The sequence below is a fragment of the Neptunicoccus cionae genome (assembly GCF_014643735.1).
GTDB lineage: Bacteria > Pseudomonadota > Alphaproteobacteria > Rhodobacterales > Rhodobacteraceae > Amylibacter > Amylibacter cionae.
The window spans coordinates 31,069-53,883 of the sequence record NZ_BMKA01000010.1 but is presented as its reverse complement, the minus strand read 5'-3'; the positions used below and the strand labels follow the sequence as shown (position 1 = coordinate 53,883).

The 22,815-nt window shown below is 58.9% G+C and carries 29 protein-coding genes; 9 read left to right on the top strand and 20 right to left on the bottom strand.

Features of this window, described 5'->3' with window-relative positions; translation table 11 throughout:
* Positions 1 to 180: 180 nt before the first annotated feature.
* The 4 genes from IEX10_RS19005 to IEX10_RS18990 all read right to left on the bottom strand — a co-directional run bounded on the left by IEX10_RS19005 (position 181) and on the right by IEX10_RS18990 (position 2,872).
* The gene (locus IEX10_RS19005) at positions 181 to 1,614 is read right to left on the bottom strand and encodes a phospholipase effector Tle1 domain-containing protein (RefSeq protein WP_188678814.1); all 1,434 of its coding nucleotides are present in this window, start codon (positions 1,612 to 1,614) and stop codon (positions 181 to 183) included.
* Positions 1,615 to 1,843: 229 nt separating this feature from the next.
* Positions 1,844 to 2,131 (bottom strand): DUF3892 domain-containing protein, encoded by a 288-nt coding sequence (locus IEX10_RS19000; protein ID WP_188678812.1) that lies wholly within the window; start codon positions 2,129 to 2,131, stop codon positions 1,844 to 1,846.
* Between the two features lie 102 nt (positions 2,132 to 2,233).
* Positions 2,234 to 2,497, bottom strand: a complete 264-nt coding sequence (locus IEX10_RS18995) for a DUF3892 domain-containing protein (protein ID WP_188678811.1) — start codon at positions 2,495 to 2,497, stop codon at positions 2,234 to 2,236.
* A 96-nt stretch (positions 2,498 to 2,593) separates the two neighbouring features.
* The gene (locus IEX10_RS18990) at positions 2,594 to 2,872 is read right to left on the bottom strand and encodes a hypothetical protein (protein ID WP_188678864.1); all 279 of its coding nucleotides are present in this window, start codon (positions 2,870 to 2,872) and stop codon (positions 2,594 to 2,596) included.
* A 45-nt stretch (positions 2,873 to 2,917) separates the two neighbouring features.
* On the opposite strand from IEX10_RS18990, the gene IEX10_RS18985 reads away from it, so the two are divergent.
* On the top strand, positions 2,918 to 3,259 hold the full coding sequence (locus IEX10_RS18985; protein WP_229678649.1) for a helix-turn-helix domain-containing protein: 342 nt from the start codon (positions 2,918 to 2,920) through the stop codon (positions 3,257 to 3,259).
* A 17-nt stretch (positions 3,260 to 3,276) separates the two neighbouring features.
* Positions 3,277 to 4,140, top strand: coding sequence for an ImmA/IrrE family metallo-endopeptidase (locus IEX10_RS18980; protein ID WP_229678648.1), 864 nt, complete (start codon positions 3,277 to 3,279; stop codon positions 4,138 to 4,140).
* 328 nt (positions 4,141 to 4,468) lie between these two features.
* Here IEX10_RS18980 and IEX10_RS18975 read toward each other — a convergent pair whose 3' ends face one another.
* The 15 genes from IEX10_RS18975 to IEX10_RS18905 all read right to left on the bottom strand — a co-directional run bounded on the left by IEX10_RS18975 (position 4,469) and on the right by IEX10_RS18905 (position 16,154).
* Positions 4,469 to 5,548 carry a TrbL/VirB6 family protein gene (locus IEX10_RS18975; protein ID WP_188678808.1) on the bottom strand — a complete coding sequence of 360 codons (1,080 nt, stop codon included), beginning with the start codon at positions 5,546 to 5,548 and terminating at the stop codon, positions 4,469 to 4,471.
* A gap of 6 nt (positions 5,549 to 5,554) precedes the next feature.
* Positions 5,555 to 5,959, bottom strand: coding sequence for a hypothetical protein (locus IEX10_RS18970; RefSeq protein WP_188678807.1), 405 nt, complete (start codon positions 5,957 to 5,959; stop codon positions 5,555 to 5,557).
* On the bottom strand, positions 5,956 to 6,144 hold the full coding sequence (locus IEX10_RS18965) for a hypothetical protein (protein WP_188678806.1): 189 nt from the start codon (positions 6,142 to 6,144) through the stop codon (positions 5,956 to 5,958). The genes IEX10_RS18970 and IEX10_RS18965 overlap by 4 nt, the downstream gene beginning before the upstream one ends.
* Positions 6,141 to 7,127, bottom strand: a complete 987-nt coding sequence (locus tag IEX10_RS18960; protein ID WP_188678804.1) for an ATPase, T2SS/T4P/T4SS family — start codon at positions 7,125 to 7,127, stop codon at positions 6,141 to 6,143. The genes IEX10_RS18965 and IEX10_RS18960 overlap by 4 nt, the downstream gene beginning before the upstream one ends.
* A 4-nt stretch (positions 7,128 to 7,131) precedes the next feature.
* Positions 7,132 to 8,511, bottom strand: coding sequence for a TraB/TrbI/VirB10 family type IV secretion system protein (locus IEX10_RS18955; protein ID WP_188678802.1), 1,380 nt, complete (start codon positions 8,509 to 8,511; stop codon positions 7,132 to 7,134).
* Positions 8,508 to 9,203, bottom strand: coding sequence for a TrbG/VirB9 family P-type conjugative transfer protein (locus tag IEX10_RS18950; RefSeq protein ID WP_188678800.1), 696 nt, complete (start codon positions 9,201 to 9,203; stop codon positions 8,508 to 8,510). The genes IEX10_RS18955 and IEX10_RS18950 overlap by 4 nt, the downstream gene beginning before the upstream one ends.
* A 1-nt stretch (position 9,204) precedes the next feature.
* The gene (locus IEX10_RS18945; RefSeq protein WP_188678798.1) at positions 9,205 to 9,858 is read right to left on the bottom strand and encodes a VirB8 family type IV secretion system protein; all 654 of its coding nucleotides are present in this window, start codon (positions 9,856 to 9,858) and stop codon (positions 9,205 to 9,207) included.
* 16 nt (positions 9,859 to 9,874) lie between these two features.
* Positions 9,875 to 10,684 (bottom strand): type IV secretion system protein, encoded by an 810-nt coding sequence (locus IEX10_RS18940; RefSeq protein WP_188678860.1) that lies wholly within the window; start codon positions 10,682 to 10,684, stop codon positions 9,875 to 9,877.
* Complete coding sequence (locus IEX10_RS18935) at positions 10,684 to 11,838, bottom strand: lytic transglycosylase domain-containing protein (RefSeq protein ID WP_188678797.1); 1,155 nt, start codon at positions 11,836 to 11,838, stop codon at positions 10,684 to 10,686. The genes IEX10_RS18940 and IEX10_RS18935 overlap by 1 nt, the downstream gene beginning before the upstream one ends.
* Positions 11,828 to 12,097, bottom strand: coding sequence for a hypothetical protein (locus IEX10_RS18930; RefSeq protein ID WP_082135414.1), 270 nt, complete (start codon positions 12,095 to 12,097; stop codon positions 11,828 to 11,830). Before IEX10_RS18930 ends, IEX10_RS18935 begins: the two co-directional genes overlap by 11 nt.
* Positions 12,094 to 14,469, bottom strand: a complete 2,376-nt coding sequence (locus tag IEX10_RS18925) for a VirB4 family type IV secretion/conjugal transfer ATPase (RefSeq protein WP_188678795.1) — start codon at positions 14,467 to 14,469, stop codon at positions 12,094 to 12,096. Before IEX10_RS18925 ends, IEX10_RS18930 begins: the two co-directional genes overlap by 4 nt.
* Positions 14,459 to 14,737: a VirB3 family type IV secretion system protein gene (locus IEX10_RS18920; RefSeq protein ID WP_040104433.1), complete on the bottom strand. Its 279-nt coding sequence runs from the start codon at positions 14,735 to 14,737 to the stop codon at positions 14,459 to 14,461. The genes IEX10_RS18925 and IEX10_RS18920 overlap by 11 nt, the downstream gene beginning before the upstream one ends.
* On the bottom strand, positions 14,730 to 15,050 hold the full coding sequence (locus tag IEX10_RS18915; RefSeq protein WP_373287561.1) for a TrbC/VirB2 family protein: 321 nt from the start codon (positions 15,048 to 15,050) through the stop codon (positions 14,730 to 14,732). Before IEX10_RS18915 ends, IEX10_RS18920 begins: the two co-directional genes overlap by 8 nt.
* A 71-nt stretch (positions 15,051 to 15,121) precedes the next feature.
* A complete protein-coding gene (locus IEX10_RS18910) occupies positions 15,122 to 15,742 on the bottom strand; it encodes a lytic transglycosylase domain-containing protein (RefSeq protein WP_188678856.1) in 621 nt (206 codons plus the stop codon).
* A gap of 43 nt (positions 15,743 to 15,785) precedes the next feature.
* Positions 15,786 to 16,154 carry a hypothetical protein gene (locus IEX10_RS18905; protein ID WP_047997960.1) on the bottom strand — a complete coding sequence of 123 codons (369 nt, stop codon included), beginning with the start codon at positions 16,152 to 16,154 and terminating at the stop codon, positions 15,786 to 15,788.
* A gap of 210 nt (positions 16,155 to 16,364) precedes the next feature.
* On the opposite strand from IEX10_RS18905, the gene IEX10_RS18900 reads away from it, so the two are divergent.
* From IEX10_RS18900 to IEX10_RS18890, 3 genes are all read left to right on the top strand, one after another.
* Positions 16,365 to 16,616 (top strand): hypothetical protein, encoded by a 252-nt coding sequence (locus IEX10_RS18900; protein ID WP_188678793.1) that lies wholly within the window; start codon positions 16,365 to 16,367, stop codon positions 16,614 to 16,616.
* A 124-nt stretch (positions 16,617 to 16,740) separates the two neighbouring features.
* Positions 16,741 to 16,998 carry a helix-turn-helix domain-containing protein gene (locus IEX10_RS18895; protein WP_188678791.1) on the top strand — a complete coding sequence of 86 codons (258 nt, stop codon included), beginning with the start codon at positions 16,741 to 16,743 and terminating at the stop codon, positions 16,996 to 16,998.
* Positions 16,999 to 17,166: 168 nt separating this feature from the next.
* Entirely contained in the window at positions 17,167 to 17,391 is a 225-nt protein-coding gene (locus IEX10_RS18890; RefSeq protein WP_188678789.1) for a hypothetical protein, read from the top strand.
* Positions 17,392 to 17,493: 102 nt separating this feature from the next.
* Here the strand turns inward: IEX10_RS18890 and IEX10_RS20065 are convergent, their stop codons facing one another.
* Positions 17,494 to 18,249, bottom strand: a complete 756-nt coding sequence (locus tag IEX10_RS20065) for a hypothetical protein (RefSeq protein ID WP_229678647.1) — start codon at positions 18,247 to 18,249, stop codon at positions 17,494 to 17,496.
* Positions 18,250 to 18,451: 202 nt separating this feature from the next.
* Here IEX10_RS20065 and IEX10_RS18880 point away from each other — a divergent pair, with 202 nt between their 5' ends.
* From IEX10_RS18880 to IEX10_RS18865, 4 genes are read left to right on the top strand one after another with little or no spacing between them, the layout of a single operon-like run.
* Entirely contained in the window at positions 18,452 to 18,700 is a 249-nt protein-coding gene (locus tag IEX10_RS18880) for a FitA-like ribbon-helix-helix domain-containing protein (protein ID WP_064223258.1), read from the top strand.
* Positions 18,701 to 18,703: 3 nt separating this feature from the next.
* Positions 18,704 to 19,126, top strand: a complete 423-nt coding sequence (locus IEX10_RS18875) for a type II toxin-antitoxin system VapC family toxin (RefSeq protein ID WP_074647016.1) — start codon at positions 18,704 to 18,706, stop codon at positions 19,124 to 19,126.
* Positions 19,123 to 21,846: a class I SAM-dependent DNA methyltransferase gene (locus IEX10_RS18870; protein WP_074647014.1), complete on the top strand. Its 2,724-nt coding sequence runs from the start codon at positions 19,123 to 19,125 to the stop codon at positions 21,844 to 21,846. Before IEX10_RS18875 ends, IEX10_RS18870 begins: the two co-directional genes overlap by 4 nt.
* A complete protein-coding gene (locus IEX10_RS18865) occupies positions 21,843 to 22,727 on the top strand; it encodes a hypothetical protein (RefSeq protein WP_064223261.1) in 885 nt (294 codons plus the stop codon). Before IEX10_RS18870 ends, IEX10_RS18865 begins: the two co-directional genes overlap by 4 nt.
* The last annotated feature ends 88 nt before the right edge of the window (positions 22,728 to 22,815 follow it).

Here is a 22,815-nt window from a genome sequence, read left to right as displayed (position 1 = left end):
TCCGGCACTCTGATCGGAGATGAATAAGAAGTGCAATCAAGACATGTGATGTTGGTCCGCGGCTGTGGCCTTGAAGCTGCCGCTGGTTGCGCGTCGACCAAAAGCTCAGCTAGGGGCCGGCCGCTCACAGCGGTTACGATACTGGCCAACCTTTCCACGCCGATATGACGACCAATCTGGTCACTCTCCATCATCGAAGTAAGACTTCGTAGAGGGATGGTCACGGAGTTGCTCGGGTCTGTAAGGTCGCATCTCTCCTACGTGTGAAACCGGCCCAGCTTCAAGGCGCTCGAAGACCGATGGATGGAGCTGGAAAGCGGCGCTTACTACGCGCGGCGCAACCGGCCACCGCCGCCGGATCGGACCGTACGCGAACATGAATGTTTCCTCGTGCTGCATGCCCCTCGGATCGGACATGACGTAGATCTTGTTATCGTTGATTTGGACATCAGGCACGCATGCTTTCAGTTCTTCAAGCATCCAGCTGAGCGCGATGTCGCTGAGACGGGACTCTGGTTCGGGATAGCTGCCGCCAACGTCACTGTGGCAGCCAGCGAACCAGACTTGCTTCAACCAAGGTGGGTCACGGCCTTCGGTCTTCCTAGCTTCAGCCGCCATTGCCCATTTCACGCGGGGAAAGTTCTTGCGATGCTCGTCTATCGCTAGGGCATGACGGGCGTGGCCGACATCGGAATCGAGCCACTGGTCATAGTTTTCAAGACTCCACTTAGCGTAGTGGCCGTGTTTCCAGATCGCAGGCCAGTCGGCGAGACGGGTCAGTCTGAGTGGCTTCGTCTCGTCCGGTGAGAAGTACTTCCACTGCGACCACTTCAGCTTCGCATACCAGAATCCGATGAGACCAAGGAAGCCGAGAAGGGGAAGCCAGACGTACCAGGGCCAAGAGAACCAAAGTGCCGCACCGAACGCGGCAAAGAGCGTAAAGGCGACGACGCCAGCCAGCAGGCTTACCTGCGCGTTTCCAAGTGCGGCGACTGTGTCGAAAACGCCGATGAACGTCGGCTGGACGTTGCCTTGGACGTCCTCGTCCGCATCCGGCACGAAACTTTCGTACTTCTGCCGGAACCGCCGACCCAGCTCTTCACGCCTTTCGTAATAGGGCTTCTGCCCGCGTGGGTAGCCATTTCCATGGTTGTAGACGAAATTCACGGCATCGCTGGCGATCTTCCTCAGCCGCGGTCCGAAGCGCGGAACCGGCGATCCGTCCGGCATCCTTGTCGGGACACCGCAGAGGTTCATCACGTTGGCAACGGCACGGACGGTGTAGGCGCCTCTCGAAAATCCGAAGAGAAGGATATGGTCACCGGGCTCGTAGTAGGAGATGATCTTCTCGTAGCAATCGATTACGTTTTCGTCGATCCCGGTCCCAACCGCCGCCGACAGGATGTTCCTAATCCGCCGGAGCGTTAAGCCCCCAACCTCACCCGCACCGAGACCGGCGGAATAGAAACAGACCTGTTCTTTCGGGTCGATTGGCGAAGATGGTCCGGGACGCATCGCGCGATACATCTTGTAAACGTTCGATAGTCGCTGGTCGGGTCGTAGCCCACCGACTTGGCCGGTCCCGTCGGAAAATATTAGGATGTTCTTGGGCATGCTCGGTTGCGGCTCGTTCGTTATTTGTTTCAATATTTAATACTCGGTTCAAAGCGTCAACGCTTCTGTCAAAAAAGTCGGATCCGATCTCCTGCCGCATGGCTCATGCGGCGTGTGATTCTGTTCGATCAGAAGCCGAAGGCGCAGCCTCTGACCCTGTGATCGGGGGGCCATTGATACATACCGAGGCGGTGACGCCTCGACCGCCTCTCTTGGACTGAATCGAGGCCTAGTTACAGTGCGGCAGACTCAAGAGGTTATTCGGTTCGGCTCCATCGGCCTCGGTTTTCAGGTATTTCTTTCCGTTCCGCGTAGCGATGATGACCCAAACCGAGTTGCCATTTACGCTGGTCCAAAAACGCCAAGTGCCGTCTTCGATACCTTTGATGGCAGCGTCGAGCTTAATGCACCAAGGACCACCACTCTTGGAACCAGTGGCCCCACCGATGCTGTCAATACGCCGGTCAGAGTCCGCGCCGTCTGGGATAATACAGGTGATCTGATGATCCTGTGGCATGAGGTAATATCCTTCTTTTTATGACATTCAAGGACGCCGGGTTGAAACGGGCCCGCAGAGGTAGATGCTATCTGCGAGCCCTGATGTTGTAGGGTCATAGGCTTAGCAATCAGGGAGATTGTCCAAGTTGTTGCTCGAAGATTTATCGGCGGTCGAGCGAAGGTATTTGCCGGTCGTTCCGTTCACCACGGTGATGTTGACACGAGACGTGCCAGCCTGCTGGACGTAGTAGGTATGCGTGCCGTTTTCGATATCGCGGATCGCATCAGTCTTCTGGCGCGGGGACCATGCTTCGCCTGATTTGCAAAGCTTGGTGATGTCGCCGTCCTTGTCTTTTCCTGATGCGGTTACTTGTCTGTCGGCCATTCGAGGCACTCCTTGGTAAGAAAAATTTCAGTATGGCTTGTGCCATCCCTGTTTGGAGGAGTGCCGGGTATCACCAGGCACCCCAATTTTTCAGAGTCATTTTTTGTTCGGACGCTGCGTAAGCGCAGAAGCCGCCGCTGTCTTTGCCGCCGGGCTGGACTTCGGATTTCTGAGCACTTTTGAAGCTGCCGATGCAGCCTTCGCGCTCGTTACTTCGCTGTTCGATTTTGCCATGTTGTTCACCTCCTTCCTTTCCTCTTCTCTCTGGACTTTGCCGAAATGGTCGATTCTCTCTTGACCAAAATCCCAGTCCGTTATAGTTTTTATGACGAAAACGTAGGACATTCCGCCAAAGAAAAGGGCCAAACGGCCCAACAAGACTTCCTACGATATCGTCATAATATAGGATTTATAATCGTAGTGTCAACTGCCGATGAAACTGACGGCGTTTTTGCTGCCCGATTGCGTACCGCTCGCGAGCAACGGGAACTGAACCAGACAGAACTTGCAAAGATAGCTGGCCTTCAGCCCGCTGCTATTGGTCACTTTGAAGCGAACCGCCGGAAGCCGTCCTTTGCTAACATTCGCGCGCTGGCCAAAGCACTTGAGGTGTCATCCGACTACCTCTTGGGCAGGGCGGACACCATCAAGGGGTCTACGACAGCATTCAGGAATGAAGAGAGCCTAAATCATGCTGATCGTGAAAGCATTCAACTGATGATCGACACACTTGCGAGGCGGCGGGAGGATCGCGAGAAGTGAGTAAGTTCAGACTCAAGATGTCTCGACTGAAAGGCGAACAGGTAGCAAGCCAGTTCGGGTTCGAGACGCTTCCCATTGATCCTTTCAAGGTAGCAGAAGATGAGGCCATTGTAGTAGAGGCAAAGAAGCCTGACCGTGAAGGCATGAGTGGCTGCATTGTTTTTAACGATGATGGTGTTGGCATTATATATGCTACTCACATTCGCAGTGAGGGCTTTCGGCGCTTCACCGTAGCGCATGAACTTGGGCACTATTTCCTTGAAGGACATCCCGAAGAGATACTGAAAACAGCCCCGGTTCACTTTTCCAAGGCGGGATTCACGCAGGGGCACAATTCCATTGAGATAGAAGCTGATCATTTTGCATCAGGATTGCTTATGCCCACGCGCCTTACACGCGAAGCCCTTTACGGGGCGTCGGTTGGTCTTGAAGGAATTCTGCACTTGGCAGGGGAAGCTGAAACGTCGCTTACATCGGCAGCAATTCGAGCTGCCGAGTGCGCGCCATATCCTATGGCTGTTGTTGTGAGCCAAGGCACTCAGATTGCCTACGGGTTTATGTCAGAAAGCTTCAAGCGACTGGATCGCCTGCGTTTTCTTAAGAAGGGTGATCCCCTTCCCTACACTGCGACGCGGAATTTCAATTCCGAGGCAGCAAACATCTCAAATCGGAAGTCCATCTGTGGTTCAACGCGCCTGGCCGAATGGTTTGGTGGAGAGAAGACGATTGCGCTTGAGGAAGAGATCGTAGGTCTGGGGAGTTATGGCTATACGTTGACAGTCCTGTCGAGTGACATGCTCCCCGAGGATCCCTATGAAGTTGAGGATGAGGAAGAGAAGCTTGTTGCAAGCTGGACACCTAGATTTGCGTATGGCCGGTAATGTTGATTTTCGTCGCTTAAGTCAGCTTCATTTTATAGAAATGAAGTAGCTATAGAAATCCCGCAACCCCAACGTCTATGCCGAGTTCGCTTTGAGCATAGGTAGGGCAGGGGATCGACGGGCTGACGCCGGCCCACCCCTACCTTGACATTTTCCCTATTATGTTGATCCGCCTGTGGTCCTGTCAGGTCCGAGAAAACCGACCGCCGCAATCACACGATGTCGTTTCTGGCCGCTCGCCTTGCGTCGAGAAGGATCAAGCAGTTAGCTATGACAAAAGCCCCAGGCAAACCCTTTGCTGTTTTGGCAAGTTTTTAGCACCGGTCTGTCACCGCTTGCCCAATCTACCAAGTCTTGAAAGCTGTGCCAGCATTCGGGCACCTGTTCCGTTTGCGTCACCCGGACGAGCCGCAGTTGGTCCTCCGGCAGTATTGGGTCGGCTTGGCAACGCTTGCACACCGAAGAATTGGCGCGCGCGCAGGGCTGCGTATTCCGCCCCCGTCGCACCACCGATGGCGTAACGGTTGTAAACCTGTTGGCTACCTGCCAGCCCTCGGGCAAATGCATAGCTGCCACCGAACCCGGCAGAGAGCGCTGGCATCATGATGTTTCCGGAAATCGCACGAACCAAGAAAGGCGTTGCTATGATGAAACCCTTTGCCATCAGCACCATCATGAAAAATGGGATAAGGGCCCCTATGTTCGAGGCTCCCTCCGGGTCGCCAAGCTCGGCAAGAAGCGCCCGAGAGACCCCCGTGATCGTCGCGAACACTCCGGCGACGACGATCGGATACATCGCGAATGAAATGAACGCGGATAACCAGCGCGCGAAATAATCCTTGGTCACCTCGAACAGGGTCAAGAAAATCATCACTGGCGCAATGCCAATTAGCAGAGCGATCATGAGCCGGGACGCCACAACAATGAACGCCGCCAACCCGCCAAGAATCGAGAGCAGCAGAACCCCGAGTGTGTCCAACAAGGCACCGGCCATCCAGTTCAGCTCGGACCCCGCAGCATTCAGATAGTCCCCGAGCGCTGCAATCAATTCGTCAAATTCCTCTGCAAAGGTACCGGACGGGCCAGGTGATCCGCCGCCGACAGAAGCCACAAGGGCCCCGGCAATGCTGTCGATTCCGTTCAGTATTGCTGAGGCAAGCGCATTGAACTGGACCCAGTTGGCCGCGAAGACCCCTATCAGTCCGACCTTTACGGCCAGCCAAAAGGCAGTTCGGCCGTCCATGGCGCGATACTGGTAGATCATGTTGATGAAGACCAGAATGACAACTAGTGTTGTGCCCAGAACCAGCAACGTACCGACCGTTGCTGCGACCGCACCAAACTGAGTTTCGGCAGCGGTATCTAGATACCCTTCGGACGTTTCCACGAAGTAGGTGACGACACTCATGGATTGCTACCAGTTGCCAGCTGCTACGCAGATTGGCATGGCGGCGCGGCGCAGTTCATTTGCCTGCCGTCGGTATTCGGACGTCGCTTCGACAACGTCCCAGTATTCAGATGAAGCATAGCGCTCGGTGTAGAAGCGTACGGCGTCCTCCCAAGTTGGATACCGTGTGGGACAGTCGCAGTTTTGCGAGTCTACGACGCGCTCCATGCTTTGAGCCCGATATATCTGTTGGATCAAAAGGCGCTTGTAGGATTCGCGCACATTGATGTTCTGCATCCATTCCGGCTCGGGTGGTTGGTCTGGGCAAACATTTGGGTGGTTGTCGAGCGTTGGGATCAGGTTCCACTCTGCTACGCCAGCAGTTGTGCCAAAGATCAAGAGCAGGCCAGCGACTGCAATAGTCTGTGTCATTCCGATGCCGCCTTCATTGTACCAGTCTCACGCTTCAAGAAAGTGGTGTAGCCGTAATCGCCGACTTCGGCGGTGATGACCTCCCACCCTTCCGCGCCGCGCTGATTCAAGACACGTCGCATCTCGTCGTAGTCCTTTTGCTTCTTCACCGGAAAGGACAGGATATCGTATTCAAACGTCTTCATGGGGAAGCTCCAATCTCAGTTGCGCCGGGGAGGTAGAATTCCGTGATGCCGCGTTTGCCGTCATGGCGACCGGCCTGGATGATCACGTCGATGGAATTCTCGATGTATTGGATCATGTCGGCATAGGTCATCGGGATCTCGGTCTTGAGGGCCGCAATCGCGAGGCGCTGCACGGCCAATTGCGGGGTTTCGGCATGCAGCGTGGTCATCGAGCCGCCATGGCCGGTGTTGATGGCTTCCAGAAAGGTCATGGCCTCTTTGCCGCGGACCTCGCCCAGGATGATCCGGTCGGGGCGCATGCGCAGCGTGGCGGTGAGAAGCACATCGGCGGTCTGGAATTCCGCATCGCGATTGGCGATGAGGGTCACGGCATTTGGCTGGGTCGGCAGAAGCTCGGCGGCTTCTTCGATGGTGACGATGCGTTCCTCGGCTAGCACGTGAGAAAGGATCTTGCGCGCGGCTACGGTCTTGCCGGTGGAGGTGCCACCCGAGACGATCATGTTGAGTTTGTTCTCGACGCAGAAGGCAAGCGCATCATCAATCAAACCCGCGGCCACCACAGCGCGCAAGGCGCGCTTCTTTTCCACGCGCAGGTCTTCAAGCTTGCGCTCTTTTCCGTAGAGGAAATCGAGCGCAATGCCCTCGAGTGGCAGGCTTGAGAAGAACCTCAGGCTGATCGACATGGCCGAGAGCACGGCGGGCGGGGTGATGACCTGTGCGCGGATCGGGCGCCCCTTATAGGTGATCGAGACCGAGACGATGGGGCGGTCCTTGCTCATCGTGGTGTTGGCAGAGGACGCGATCTGGTTGCCGAGGTCCCTGACCTGAACGCCCGTCAGCCTCTGGTCCAGCGCGCGCATGAAGTGATCACCCTGGAATTCGCCCCAGCAGGTGCCATCAGGGTTGATGCAGATCTCGATGACGTCGTCGCGGGCGGCGGCGTCGATCCGGTCGAGCGAGGTTTCGAGATAGCTCAGCGACATGGGCTCAGAATATCTCCAGATCGCGGTCGACCATGACCGTGACGCGGGCGCCCTGGTCGACATAGATGACGGGGCCGATGGAGAGGTAATCGCCTATGACGCTGTCCGTGGCATCTGCCAGATCATCGCCAACGTCTTCGAGAGCGTCGGCGGCAGTCTCATCCTGGACCTCGGAGGCGGCGGCACTGGGTGCAGCCGAAATCAGCGAGATCAGGGCGGCCGACCCGAAACGCTCGGCAAAGCGCGTGTCCACGAAACCTGTGACACCGGAACGGCCCAGTTCATCGCCCCCGAAGGAGCTGATCTGGACGGTCTGATTGTCAGGCAGGATAATCCGGTCCCAGGCGATCGTGACGCGGCGCTGCGCGATATCGACGCCGGCGCGGTAGCGCCCGATGAGACGGGATCCGCGCGGGATTAGGAGGCGCGCGCCATCGACGCTGTAAACATCCTCGGACACCACGGCACGGGTCTGGCCGGGAAGGGAGCTGTCGAGGGCGGTTTCCATGACGGCCTGGATCATGGTGCCCTGTAAAATCGTGTTGGAGGGATTGGCGATCACCTGGGCCTGCGTCACGGTGGAGGGCAACGCACCATTCAGCACGAAATCCGTCACCTCGCCAAAAGTGCGTTCGGTCAGAGCCGTTTCATTCGCTCCGGAGGCACCGCCAAACGCGATGGTGGGCGAGGCGATGCGCCGCTCCTGGAAGGCGCGTTCCTCCGCGGCGCGGCGCTCCAGCTCGGCCATGCGCCGGGCTTCTTCCTCCCGGCGCAGTCGCTCTTGCTCGCGTGCGCGCAGCTCATCTTCCGTGGGGCCCGCTGGGGCGGGTTGGGGTCGGCTGGCCTCGAGTTGGGCCAGTTCCAGATCCATGCGGAGTTGCTCAAGGCTGCGATCCCGCGCCGTCAGTTCGTCCTGGAACCGTTGCTGTGCGGCTTCCGAGGCAGCTTGCAGCGCCGCGATCTGAGCGGTCAGCGCGTCGATCGCCTCTGCGGCGGCGGTGTCTTCCTCGACGACCGGTTCGGGCGCGTTGCGCAATTCCTCGATCTGAGCCTGCAGGGCGGTGATCTGCGCCAGAAGCTCGGTGTTGGGCTCAACCGGATCAGGTGCGACGAAAACAACCTCGGGCTCGGGCGGGGGCAAGGTCTCGATGGCGCCAAAGCCGTCCCCCTCGTTTTGGAAGACGTCTGGGGTGGCCGTTGGCAAGGCTACCTCTTCGTCGGGCTGTGAGAGGAGATAAAGCAGGGCACTACCCGCGCCGATGAGGAGGACCACGATCAGCGCGAGAAGGGGCGACCGGCGCTGCGCCGCCGTGGGGGCGCGGGCACTGCCTTTCTCAAGGGCGGCGAGGCGTTTTTCCAGCTCGGTGTTCCCGGTATCGCTCATGAGGTGGCCTCCGCGGGCGGGATCGCCTCGATGCAGACCACCTCTTCGCCAAGTCGCAGGACCCATTGGCGATTTACGCCGCTGACGCGGATCACGCCGTCTTCAGGGGTTTGCGTGTTGACCGTGCGCTCGCGGCCGCCCGCGTAGCGGAAGATCGCGGGCACAGGCGCGTTTCTTGGAAAGGCGAAATACGTGAACGTCCCGTCATCCCAGATGCGGGTTGGTGTGAACTCGGTCCGCGCGCTGGCACCGTAGTTGTAGTTCGGCGCTTGGGCCGCGATGGCCCGGGTCGGGCGCGCAGCGTCGTCAGGATAGCGGAACTGCACCACATAGAAGGTGGGGCTGCGGACCTCCTCGACGTTGAAATAGTAGCTGCGCCGGTTCGTGTAGACGGTCACATTGGTATGGACACCGCGCGCGACGGGCTTGATCGCGAATGCCTGACCACCGGGGACGCCATCGATCTCAAACCCTTCCGTGTCGCCCGCGATAATCGAGCGGATGCTTTCACCCTCTCCAAACTCGATGGTGGTGACATGGGTGAGCGAGACGCTGAGGCGGTAGACCTGGCCTTCCTGGTAGGTGGCCAGCCGCACACGACTGTCATTTGGACCACCGCGCGGGATCGCTTCGGCAAAGGCAAGGCCGGGCAGCAAAACAAATATGGCAGCAACAAAGAACTTATTGATCAAACTAATTCTCCAATCTGTCGGAGCGGATGGAATATTCGCGCACGGTAAACCCAAATGGATTGGTCCAGACCTCGTCGATGGAGCGACGGGTTTCGGGACGGAACTCGAAGAGAAGGGTCGCGGTGAAGAGCCCGGTTTGGGTGCCGTTGATGGAGGTCAGACGCTTGCGCAGGCGCACCGTGGCGCGGTTGGTGCCGATCCGGTTGATGCTGAGGATTTCCACGTCGAGCCGGGCATTGGGGCCATAGACGGTCGGCGGATAGTTTTCATTTGCGCTGTTCCAGATCTGGCGTAGCCCGCTCTCGGCAGCCCCGTCAGAGCGGCGCAGGACGCTGCGGATGCGCAGGTCGTTGTCGAGCTGGTTGTAGACCTCGCGGTCGGTCACATAGCGGAACACTTCCGCCTCGATGATCGCCTGGTTGGCGGTCACCGAGGAAGCGCCCACCGATGCTTCGGGGAGTGCAAAGCCGGTGGCGGGATCATAGGGGACAACGACGGGGGGCGGATTGACATCGAGGATCGAGACAGCTGCCGCGCTCAGACAGCCGATGATGCCGAAGACAAGGCCTATCAGGCCAAGACGCTGCCAAAGCCGTTCACGGCGCAGGGCACCGTAGACCAGCTCTTCCTCGATGATCTCTTGTTCACTCGCCACGCGTCACACCCCGCACTCACTCGGCCCGCAGCTCGGGCAGCGTGAAATCCATGAAGCGCTGCTCCTCGGCGATGGTGGCGGCATCGATCACGCCGCCGGTGCCATCGCCCACGGTTTGAATCGCTTCGAGTTGCCACATGGCGACCAGCGCAATGGCGAGCTCCGCGGTCACGCGCGTGTTGAGATCGATGCTTTCCTTGAGTTCGTCCATGTCGTCGATGAGTCCGACAAGGCGGTCGACCCGCTCGAGCGATTGGCCGGCGTCCTCGTAGCTGTTCTGGGCGGCGGCTGAGACGAGCGCGCCGGTTGTTGCCTGCGTGGCCACACGGTTGGCCCCGGGATTGCCGCTGGTGGCCATTTCCGAGAGCGTGTCCTCGTCAAAGCCGAGGTCGGCCAGCACCCGGTCCATCTGGGTTTCGATCTCGCCTGCGCCAGAACCGGACAGGCCGGAGAAATCCCCAGTCTTGATCGCCTCAATCGTGGCGAGGATGTCCCCGAACTCCTGGTCGAGCAGGCCATTGAGTTCGTCTTCCATCTCGGTGCGGATGATTTCTGGAAGCTCGGCGAGGCGGGTGAGCGCTTCATAGGTTCTTTGCAGCTCCGCGAGTTGATCCGTGAGGGTGGCCAGCTGTTCGCGAAGCTGGACCAGCTGCTCGTTTTGCAGGATCTCGTCTTCGATCATCTGCCGGAGCTGCTGGATGCTTTGCGCGATGTTCTGGGTGTCGACGACGGGCACGCCCTGCGCTGCGGCAGGGGAGAGGGCTCCCAGATGCAGGCCAATTCCAAGCGTTGTGGCCAAGGCCGCTCTCAGAAACTTCCGTCTCATCATTCAATCTCCCTGATCGTAAAATCCATGAACGCGCCTTCGGCCATGCGGGCGCTGGCCTGGGCCAGCTCTCCGGCGGAGAGCACGCGGGTGCGGGCGGCCTGAAGCCGGATGCGGGCAGCGACGAGGCGCCCGAGTTCGGCGCGGGCATAGGTGTTGAGTGCGATGCTTTCCTGCACGTCTTCCGTTTCGGAAATCCGTTCGACGATATCCGCAATACGCAGGGCGGCTTGCCTGATCGCGGCGGGCGAGTTGTTGCCATAGAAGGCCGCGCCGTGCCCGGTGATTGAGAGGTTGGCATTGGCCAGAAGCGCGGGGTCGATCGTGCCAAGCGCATCGATCCCGCCGATACGGGTCAAATAGAGATTGTAGCGTTCAGGGATGACCGACACGTAGTGCTGGGTCTCGCGGAAGGGTGGCACGCCGCCATACTCGAAAACCCGGCCGGGTCCGGCGTTATAGGCCGCGAGGGCGTTGATGATGTTGCCATCGAATGTGTTGAGCTGAGTCGCGAGATAGCGCGCGCCGCCATGCACCTGCAGATAGGGGCTGTCATAGTATTCCGGGTTGATGCCGAGATCGCTGGCGGTGCCCGGCATGATCTGGGTGAGACCATAGGCGCCGACGGGAGACCGTGCCCCAATCGTAAACCGGCTTTCCTGCCAGATCAGCGCTTGCAGCAACGCGCGCCACTGGACGGGCGAGAGCCCTGCGCGGCCAACACCCGCAAAGCCGCTGGTCTCCTGAGCCACGCGGATGATGAGTTGCTCGATGGTCTCAGACGCATCCCCGAACATCTGCGCACCGCCGGGATTGGGATCGATCTCGCCCGTGCCATAAACGGCTTCTACGGCGCGGTCGGGATCGCCGCTGCCGTTTTCCAGCCCCGAGACCATGGCGGGCAGTCCCTGACCGCCGAAGCTGGTCTGCGCATCGAGGATGCGTCGGAGGGTTTCCAGCTGCTCCCGTTCGATCTCGGCAATGAGTTCGCGCACGGCAAGCTTGTCCGCCTGAACGGCCAAGTCAGCCTCGCGATCGCCAGTCTCGACGATGTCACGCGCGGTCAGCCCACTGTCATTGGTCGGCACGCCTTGAGACAAGGCGAGACCGGGCAGCAGGCAAAACGCGAGGATATGAGGCAGGCTAGACTTCAACGTCGCCCTCCGGCGCGCCGAGCGGTGCGAAGTGGCAATCCTGGGCTGTCGCTGCCGTCGAGGCGAGAAAGGAAAAGCAATTGGCCTGCGGCTCCCGATACTGGGTGCAGGAGGCCAGCGCGCCGAGCGCAGCCAAAGCCAACAATTTGGCGTTTCGAGATTGTCTTGAATCGTTTGTTCGCTGCCTCTCGCTTCGCTCGAACGCGAAAAACGATGCAGGATTTATTGGTGAAATCTCGATACGCCATATACGAATCATGAAAGCCTCCAGAAGTCTGGGCGGTCGCGGTAGTCGGCCCCAACAAGCGCTTCGCCTTTCTCCATGCCGCCAAGAATGGTGAGATTGAGTCCAAGGGCGCTCAGATCGGCATCGACGACGATTGAGCCCTGATCGTCGCGGATCAGCGCCAAGCGGCTGTTGCTGCCCGTGTTGAGAAGGACGTCGAGTTCCTTCTCCGTGAGGTTCAGCATGGCGTAATCCGCAGGCTGCGCGCGGATATTGGGCAGCAGGATCTGCGTCGGAACGGCTTCGACGATGGTCTTGCCGGTCCGGGTGCGCTCAAGCTGGCTTGCGTATTGCGTCATCATCACCGCGACGGTGTTCTGCTTGCGCGCGGTCACCAGCCAGTTCGATAGCCGCTCGGCGAAATATGCGTTGTCGAGCGCCTTCCAGGCCTCGTCGATCACGATGATGGTGGGGCGGCGGTCCTCGATCTCGCGCTCGACCCGGCGGAAAAGATAGGAGAGAACCGCCATCCGTTCCTTGTCGGCCTCGCTGTCGAGAATGCCGGTCAGATCGAAGCCCACCACATCGCCTTTGAGCGAGAACGTGTCCTCGAGGCTCTGCCCGAAGATCCAACCATAGCGGCCGTCTTCAGACCACTCGAGCAGGCGCTGGTGCAGATCGCCGCCATCATCGGTGGACACAAAAAGCGACGCGAAATCCCGCCAGTTCCGCAGGGCCGGATTGGAGGCCTGGGCATTCTGGCGCACGACTTCCTGGATGCGGTTGGTCTGTGCGGGCGTCAGGGGCTTGTCAGCGCGGTAGAGCAGGGTGGCAAGCCAGTCCGAGAGCCAGGCGGTGCCGCGGGCATCGGTCTCTGTCCAGAGCGGGTTGAGGCCCGTGGGCTGACCGGCGTTCAGGGACGCGTAGCGCCCGCCATTCGCGCGGACCGCCATCTCCATGCCAAGACGGTAATCGAAGACGAAGATCCGCGCCCCTGCGCGACGGACCTGGGTCATCAGGAAGGCCGAAAGCACCGATTTGCCCGACCCGGGCCGTCCCATGATCAGCGTATGACCGCTGGTCGGTTCTTTGTCGGGCGATCCCTGCTCGTGATAAGAAAACCGGTAGGCGCTCTGCTCCGGCGTGGGCAAATAAGTGACGACCCGGCCCCATGGGGTTTTCTCGGCGGGTTTGCCGAGCTGTGTCCGGTGAAAGGCCGCGAAATCCGCGAAGTTGCGATTGGTGACGGCGCTGGCACGCACCCGCTTGGACTGGTTGCCGGGATGCTGGCTGAGGTAATGCGCCTTGGCCGCGACCCGCTCGCCAATCATCTTCACGCCTTCGGTCGCGGCGGCATTCACGATCTCGGCGCTGAGGGTTTGCAGCTCTTCGAGCGTGTCGCAGAAGAGCGTCACGACCATGTGGTGCTCGCCAAAGCTCTGGCGCTTGGCCTCGAGATCATCGGCGGCGATGTCGAGCGCTTCCAGGAGCGAGAGGGCCGCATCCTGGCTCGCCTGCATCTGGCGCTTTTGCCGCTTGATGCGGCCCGCCATGAGGTTCGAATTGATCGGCGTGAAGGACTGCGTGACGATCATGTCGACCGGCAGGTTCAGCATGTCGAACATGGTGCAGGAGGTGCCTTCCGAGTATTCCCCGATGGTGAAACTCTTGCCGTAGCGATGCCCCACGACGCCTTCAGAGAGCTCGAAATGATCGCCATGAAACGTCACGCGGGTATTGGCCACGTTGAAGGACAGAAAGCCGTAGGTGTTTGCCGGGTAGAGCGGCAGCTCGGTGCCCGTATTGAGCGCGCCCAAAAATCCCACCAACTCCCCAGATGCGGCGGAGAGAAGCCGCGGCTTGAGCTCGGTGAGGCCCGAGAGGAAGACGTTCACGGCCTCGCCCAGTCGCTGCAGGCGTTTGCGGGTCTCCTCTCTAAGGCGGTCCGGGGCGCTGCGGCTCAGAAACGGCAGGAGGCTTTTCGGGGGCGGGCGGTGAATGACGGTGAGCGTCAGTGTTTTGTCGCGGAGCCCGCTGGTCTCGAGTTTCGCGCGCCAGCGCCGGTCAACCTCACCTGCGAAGCTGTCCTCACGGATCGGGTCCAGATCCGGTCTGATGGCCTTGGAGACCTTGTGGACGTAATAGCTGAATTCCGGCCCGAGCTGCGCGACGATGCGGGCAAAGAGCGCCGTCACCTTGTCGAGATAGGCATCCTCGGTCGTGTAGCTGTTGATCCCCTCGAGCCGGATGCAGCGGAAGAGTTCGTTCACCCGGGTCCGCACGGTCTGGTCGTCAACGAGGCTCACATAGGGCAGCATATGCGCGAGGCGGGTCTCGCGCGCATACCAGTCTGGCGTCATTGTTCGGGGATCGAGCGCAGCGTCCCGAGCTTCATCAGGGCGCATAGCTGTCCCCGCCATGGATGGACCTGTTGCGCGTGGGCGGTGTCTCCTGCAGGGCCGTCATCATCACGTCGATGAAACGCGGGTCCCAATCCGCGGCCTTCCACAGCACCGGATAGAGCAGGGCGGCGAAACCCAGCACCGCGATGTGCTGGACCCAGACGAACAAGAGCACCGAGCCAAAGAGCCAGACCATCGCATACATGATGGGCAGGCCCAGAAGCTTGGGCGGGCGCACGAGGCCGAGAAAGAGAGGTGCGCGCTCAGCCACCGGCAAAGACCGCAGCAACGATGGTGGGGGCGGCGGCGACACCGGCGATCCCGACAAGCACCCAAAGCGCCTGGCGCAGATCGATGATGTTGAAGAACCAGCTGAGAAAGACCCCGAGAACGGCGAGCGTCGCGATGACAACGCCAAGTGGGCCGGTCAGCGCATCGACGATGCCCTGTAACAGGCTCTGGATCGGGGAGAGATCAATGCTCTGGGCGAGGGCGGGCTCGGCAATCAGCAGGAATAGCGCCAGCGAGGCGACAAAGAGGATTGAAAACCAACTTGTTTGGAAAAAGCGGTATCGCCAATGCACTGCCGCGCTGCGCGCTCTCGTGACATTGCCGATAAGTGTTTTGAGGAATGATTTCCAAAAAGGTTGGGACATCATGAATTTGATCCTTCCAATCGGGCCACGACAGCCATGACGCGGGCTACGTGGTTCTGGGTTTCTCTGTAAGGGGGAATGCCACCGTACTGGCGTACGGCGTCCGGCCCGGCGTTGTAGGCTGCCAGCGCCAGATGTGGATCGCCGAAGCTTTCCAGCATCATTGTCAGGTAGCGGGCGGAGCCGTCGAGGTTCTGCAGCGCGTCATGAGGATCCACACCGAGATCTCGGGCAGTAGCAGGCATCAATTGGCCCAGACCAATGGCGCCCGCGCTCGAGACGGCATTCTGCCTGTAGGCGCTTTCCACCTCGATATTGGCCCGGTAGAGAGCCAGCCAATCCGTGACGGACAGTCCCGCGCGGCGCAGGCCGGGATGGCCGACATAGCGCAGGGCTGTTGCCTCGATGCCCAAGAGAACGTCTGCGCGGGGCAGGGGTACTGGCTGGGCGAGTGCCGCAAACGTCAGCGAGTCAAGTTCGGAAGCTGCTTCAGTCTCACCAAGAATGGCCAAACCATCGGACGCCGATCCCAGACCAACGCCGTCATTGTAGTTTCGAGCAAAACCGCTCTGAGACCGCGACGGGGTCAGAGAGCCGTCGCTCTCCATGATCAGGACCATTTGCGCTGAGGCAGGTGCTGCGACCAGACAGAGACAGACGAGGTTAGTTGCCAGTGCCCAAGTCTGATGGGGCTTTGTCTGGCGGGGCGAGTTTATGCGTGCGGCTTGTACCCGCCTCAAGCGGCAGGTCGACATGCGCAAAGCCAAGGCCAATGAAGAAAGACACCACGCCGGAGATCGTCTTGAACTCGCGGATCTTGATATCGTTGTAGGTCGTCCGCGTGCGGGCGGTGACGAGGAGCTTTTCCACGCCGTCATCAGAGACAACGCGCATGATCCAGACCCCGTAATAGCTGGGGCCTTTCTTATGTGCCGACTCCTGGCACAGGATTTCTGCGCTATAGCCGCTTTCCACGAGCTCGCGGAACCTGGCTTCCGTAACCACATTTGGTGCTTCGATGTCCCAGTTCATGGCCCGGCTCACGCTTTCTCCAATGGCGCAACCCCGGGCATTCCTACTTGAAGCCCAGAGTTACGATAGTATACTATCAACCGCAAGATGTAATATCGTGCTTTAGCTGTAGTTTGGTCACGCAAACACTAGTCACGGCCAGTGTCTGCGATCAAGGAGATAACAGGTTTGAGAAACCCAAGGTTGACATGCCTGCTCCCATTGCAAGCTATGGTCCTTCTAATCTGCGTTCCCGAGCTGGTTTTCGCGGAATCCTGCTTTGCGCCATCCCGTCCTTTCCTGCCAAGCGATTCGCAGGCCGCGCGGGACTATGCGGATATCATCCGCGGCGACTTCGAAGATTACATTCAGGATATCCAGAGCTACTTCCGCTGCCTCGAGCAGGAGCGTGCGCGTGCTTTTGAGGAAGCCCGTGAGGTCAGTCAGGACTATGGTCGGTTTCTGGAGCTGGTGGGGGATTGATGGGCCACTGGGCATGCACCAGACTTGCACCCCGTGGAAACCAGACGCCGATAACACCCTCAAATATCTACTTTTTAGATAACGGATTTCATCCGCTAGCGACGTCACAAAAGGTATGTGACGCGTGTCGAAAACAATCAGAAGCAAGGGACAAGTGGCACTCTGTCAGGCATTGGTCGACGCCCGTGTCAAAGCGGGCCTTGGTCAGAAAAACCTGGCAGACAGGCTCAGATGCCACCAGTCCCTTATCGCCCGCCTCGAAAGCGGCGAACGCCGGGTCGACGTTGTCGAGCTGGTCGTTTTGGCGCGTGCCATCGGCTTTGACCCGTTCGAGGTTCTGGCGATCGTCGAAGCCGCCACGGAGCCCGACCATAGAATTTGAGAACAATGCATTTTGAGGAGTACCGCTTTGGGGTGTGCCCTCGTGAGATCAGCTTCCTCAAGGAATAGCAGTTAGCCAACATCCACCATGTGCGGCCTGCGGCGCAAGTGAGCGCCTTATGACACCATGCCGCAAATTAAGCGCCACAGTGCAGGAAGTCAGTAAACAGTGAACGATGATAACGGTGAAGGCGTCGCGATCGCCAATTTGATCGCAGCCGATGAAAAAACCATTGTCGGCTGGGTATATCGCTGGAACACAGGTGCTCTGGCAATCCGGTGGGACATGCATGGCCCACAGCGCGTCTCAAGGATTTACCCGGATCTTAGCGATGCCGATAAAGCTGAAATCGACTTCGCGTCTCTCACGCAGCTGCCCTGTCGCGACGACTGACATGGAAGACTATGGCCTTTATGGCCGTCGATTGTGTGCTTGTGCCTGCGTTACAGGTTTAATCTTTACAAGGCTCTGTGCGACGTCGCGGCGCCTCAACAGTCAGTAATTGACCTGCTCGAAGCCGTAATTCCCGCTATAGTCACGCCACTCCGCGAAGACGGATCTGTGATAAATGCTCGGACAGTGCTCGCCCCATCGCTCGAGACCGGCATGCGCAGCAGGCAGCGCTGCGGGTGACGACGCCCTCCAGGAAAAATCGCCCTGGATCCCGTAGGTGCCGAGGACAACGACGGCACTGCGGTTGCAGTCGCCATCTCGCCCGGATTCGTGCTGGCGAGCATAACGAACGTCAAAGACGCGAATAGAGCGCACGAAATTGAATTCCGGCCCGCTGATATCGATGTCGGCGCGGTCTTCTACGAGCTGGAGGGCGTAATCAGCCCTTACGAGGTTGTCCCAAGCCGCGTTGGAGCCTTTCAGCCCGAGCATTCCGCCTGCCTCGGCTGCCTGATCAAAAAGCGGGGTTGAAGAGTTTGGTGGGGTTCCTGAACCACCATATAGGGCATCGAAGATCCGGTCCGTGGGGCGCGACCTGGCAGGACCATCGTAAGACGCACCCATGGGGCAGCGCCAAATCTGAAGCGGCGGCTCCACCGGCCAAGGTGTGATGCGCCGGATGAACTCGGCCCGCGCGCGTGCGCATGGCACAGAAGCCGGCCAGCCACCGGACAAACACAGCAAGATGGCGCAGTCGATCGGATAGGTTTGGGCGCGGGCTTGCGTGGGAACTGTTGGGCCGGACAAGGCGAGAGCTAAAAAGGCCGCCAGAGCGAGGTTTTTGAATTCGAAACGCATGGCAAGGACCCTTGACAATCTTCACCCAGCATACATACGAAAATATACTATTGCAACATTGATGATGCGTATAACAGTTGCGGTGATCAGCAAGATCGCGAGCTGACAGCGTCGGCTTGCCCACCCTGAGGAAACCATGCGTTCCAGCGATTAGCCTTGATCGCATTGATTGCGATGATTACACTCCTATCAGGAGGAGATCATGGCAAGCATTACCATCCGGAACCTTGACGATGACGTGAAGCGCCGCCTTCGCATCCGTGCGGCTGAGCACGGCCGTTCGATGGAAGAGGAGGCGCGCGAGATCTTGCGCCATGTTGTCGGCGAAGCGAAGCCATCCCACGATCTTGCCGCGGCCATCCGCGAGCGGGTCGCGCCTCTGGGTGGCGTTGATCTCGACCTTCCGCAGCGTGAAGCCATGCGTGAACCGCCCGCGTTCGACCAGGCCTGACGCATGATCATCCTCGACACGAATGTCCTCTCTGAGCTGTTGCGCCCGGCTCCCGAGCCGAGGGTCGAGCAATGGCTGTCGGCGCAGGACGGGCTCAACGTCTACCTGACCTCGATATCGGAAGCGGAACTGCGCTACGGCCTCGCGATCATGGGGAACGGCAAGCGGCGCGCCGCGCTGGTTGATGCAGTGGACAGCATCCTGCGTGAGGACCTTGCGGGGCGCATTCTGCCTTTCGACAGCGCCGCCGCGCAGTCCTATGCCGCCATCTCCGCCGCACGACGGTCCGCCGGGCGACCGATCACCCAGGCCGATTGCCAGATTGCCTCAATTGCCCACACCCGTGGTGCCTCCGTCGCCACGCGCAACACGCCTGACTTCGAGGGTTGCGAGATCGACCTGATCAACCCCTGGACTACCGCATGAACGCCGTTGAGATTGAACAAGCCGTTTCCGAACTCGCCGAGCAGCCCTTTGATGCGGCAGAGTTCCCCTATGCCTTCCTCATGGCCTTCGGAAACAAGGAGACGACAATCAAGCGCCTGCGCACCGGCGCATCGAACAAGTCCGACATCGGCGGCGTCCTGCAGACCAACAACATCCACCTTGCGACCTGCGTCCCGGGCGAAATCGCGGCAACCCTCGCCGCCCTGCGCGAAAGCCCTGCCACCTCCCGCGCCAAGGCGAAGTTCATCCTCGCCACTGACGGCATCGACCTCGAGGCCGAGGACATCACCACCGGCGAGACCATCGCCTGCCGCTACACCGATTTCCCCGATCACTTCGGCTTCTTCCTGCCGCTCGCCGGCATCTCTACCGTCAAGCAGATCCGCGAAAGTGCGTTTGACATCCGCGCCACCAGCCGCCTCAACCGGCTCTATGTCGAGCTGATCAAGGACAACCCCGACTGGGGCAGCGCCGAAAAACGCCACGACATGAACCATTTCATGGCGCGGCTGATCTTCTGCTTCTTCGCCGAAGACACCGACATCTTCGTCAGCGACAACCTGTTCACCGCCACCATCGACCAGATGGCGAACCGCGACGGGTCGAACACGCACGAAGTCATCGGCGAGATCTTCCGTGCGATGAACACCGCCATCCCCAAACGGGCCGAGGCCAAGCTGCCCCGCTGGGCCGACACCTTTCCCTATGTGAACGGTGGCCTCTTCTCGGGCAGCACCGATGTGCCGCGCTTTTCCAAGATCGCGCAGCGCTACCTGTCCCATATCGGCAGCCTCGACTGGACACAGATCAACCCCGATATTTTCGGCTCGATGATCCAGGCCGTCGCGGATGAGGTGGAACGCTCGGTCCTCGGCATGCACTACACGTCCGTGCCGAACATTCTGAAGGTGCTGAACCCGCTCTTCCTAGATGATCTGCGGGCAGAACTGGAGGCGGCGGGCGACAACGCCCGCAAGCTGGCCAATCTGCGCGCCCGCATGGCCAAGATCCGCGTGTTCGACCCCGCCTGCGGGTCGGGCAACTTCCTTGTGATCGCCTACAAGGAAATGCGCGCGATCGAGTATGAGATCAACAAGCGCCGGGGCGAGCCGCTGCGCCGCACCGACATTCCCCTGACCAACTATCGCGGGATCGAACTACGCGACTTCTCGGCCGAGATCGCGCGGCTGGCGCTGATCATCGCGGAATATCAATGCGACGTGACCTATCGCGGCCAGAAAGAGGCGTTGGCCGAGTTCCTGCCGCTAGACGCGCAGAACTGGATCACCTGTGGCAACGCCCTGCGGCTGGACTGGCTGTCGGTCTGCCCGCCCACGGGGACGGGGGTGAAGTTTCAAGCGGATGACTTGTTCATGTCGCCGCTGGATCAGGCGCAGATCGATTTCGCGAATGAAGGAGGCGAGACGTATGTTTGCGGAAACCCGCCTTATGTCGGCGACAAATATCAGACCAAGGAGCAAAAGGACGATCTGAACGCGCTGCTACCAGGAAACAAAAAAGTACGTGCAATTGACTACATCGCGGGTTGGTTCTGGAAGGCATCGGACTTCATCAAGTATGGCGGCTGTTTCGCGTTTGTTTCTACAAACTCGATTTGCCAAGGTGTCCAAGTTCCGTTGATCTGGCCCCGAATTTTTCAGAACGGACAAGAAATATTTTTCGGACATCAGAACTTTCTTTGGGGCAATAATGCGAGCAAGAATGCTCAGGTCACCTGTGTGATCGTTGGGATCGCCGCTGTTGGTGAACGGTCCAAAGCTATTTATGGAGCTGACTTCATGAAGTCAGTCGAAGCCATAAATGCATACCTCACCGAAGGGGCCAATATTATTGTTGAACGTGCCTCTGAACCAATTGCAGAGATAGCGACAATGTTCGGCGGCAACATACCGCGGGATCAGGGCAACCTGTTACTGTCGCCTGACGAAGCGAACGATCTCTTGGAAGGTTTCCCTCAGGCATCTCCTCTCGTGAAGCCAATTGTAGGATCGAGCGAGTTCATCAATGGGCAACAAAGATATTGTCTTTGGATTGAAGATCACCAAGCAGAACTTGCATTCTCAATACCTCCGATTGCGGAACGTTTGGAGCGCATTCGAATCTACCGACAGGGTGGGAGCGAGCGCGGCAAAGCGGGCTTGCTGACGCCGTACAAGTTCGAGCGAACAATCATTGGAGAAGTAAATTCCATCGTCGTTCCAAGCGTATCCTCTGAACGTCGAGAATACCTGCCGTGTGGCTTGATGCCCAGTGACGTTCGCGTATCCAATCTCGCTCTCGCATTATACGATGCCCCGCTCTGGAACATGGCGCTGATCGCCTCGCGCCTGCATCTGGTCTGGATCGCCACGGTTTGCGGGAAGCTGGAAACTCGATATCGCTACTCTAACACCATGGGCTGGAACACCTTCCCCGTCCCGAAACTGACCGAAAAGAACCGCGCCGACCTGACAGCGGCGGCCGAAGGTATCCTTCTGGCCCGCGAGGCGCATTTCCCCGCCACCATCGCCGACCTCTACGACCCCGAAAAAATGCCCGCCAACCTCCGCGCAGCGCATGACCACAACGACGAGGTGCTGGAACGCATCTACATCGGCCGCCGTTTCCGCAACGACACCGAACGGCTGGAAAAACTGTTCGAGATGTACACGAAGATGACGACGAAGGTGAGCGCATGAGCGACTTTAACAGCATGACGTTGATGGCAGCGGGCGAGATGATTGCTGAAATGTCGACACAAACCGCTTTCTCGTCTCTCACCCTAGGGTGGGGTGTTGACGAATTCTGTGGTTCTGGATCGGTAGCATCGAAGGCCATTGAAATGGTTCGGTTCGCAAGAAGCAGTATGGGGGGACGTTCTGTTCCGACGGTCAACGGAAACTGTGACCTAAGCAGAGCCATGATTGAGCATGCAATTACGGCATCCGAGCAAAGCAAGCGCAACAAGCCAGATGTCTGGTTGCGTCTTCTTGCTGGTCTGAAAATGGATGGCTTCACACTTGTGGAAGAGGAGGTTCCAGACCCAATGGGCAGATCTTCCATTTTCGATGACGCTCCAAGGGTCATTACACAGACTGTTCTCAGGCGGATGCTGCCTGAGGATGTACCTGAGACAGATTTTCGAGAGGCGACCAGCGAAATTGAGGCCTTACTTGGTCGGCACGGGTTGGGCGCCGCCAAGGGGCATTTGGATCAAGCGATTCAGAACTTTTCGCAAGGGAACTGGTCTTCCGCCAACGCGATGATCAGAGATTTCTATCAGGAACTGCTGGACAAAATTGCGGAGTATTTTGGATGTGATCCTAAGGTTAGCGATGACGCAAAGAGGCAATATCTTGCAGATACAAAATCGGGACCGTTCCTACTTCACGAATACAATGAGTGGGAGAACGACAGAGGCAAACCTGCGTACGTATTGGGGTTGTGGGCAAGATTGCATCCGCACGGCAGCCATCCGGGCCTGTCAGATGAAGAAGATTGTGCTTTTCGGTTTCAAATAATCCTGATCACAGCCCGCATATTTTTAAGACGTTTTGATAAGCGGGTGAGAGGTCAATGATCAAAGGTTTTCCCTCCATTTCGATTATTTATGCCACCAACGGTAGCCCGGCCAAGCCGAACGACCTGGGCCGGCGAGCAATACAGGA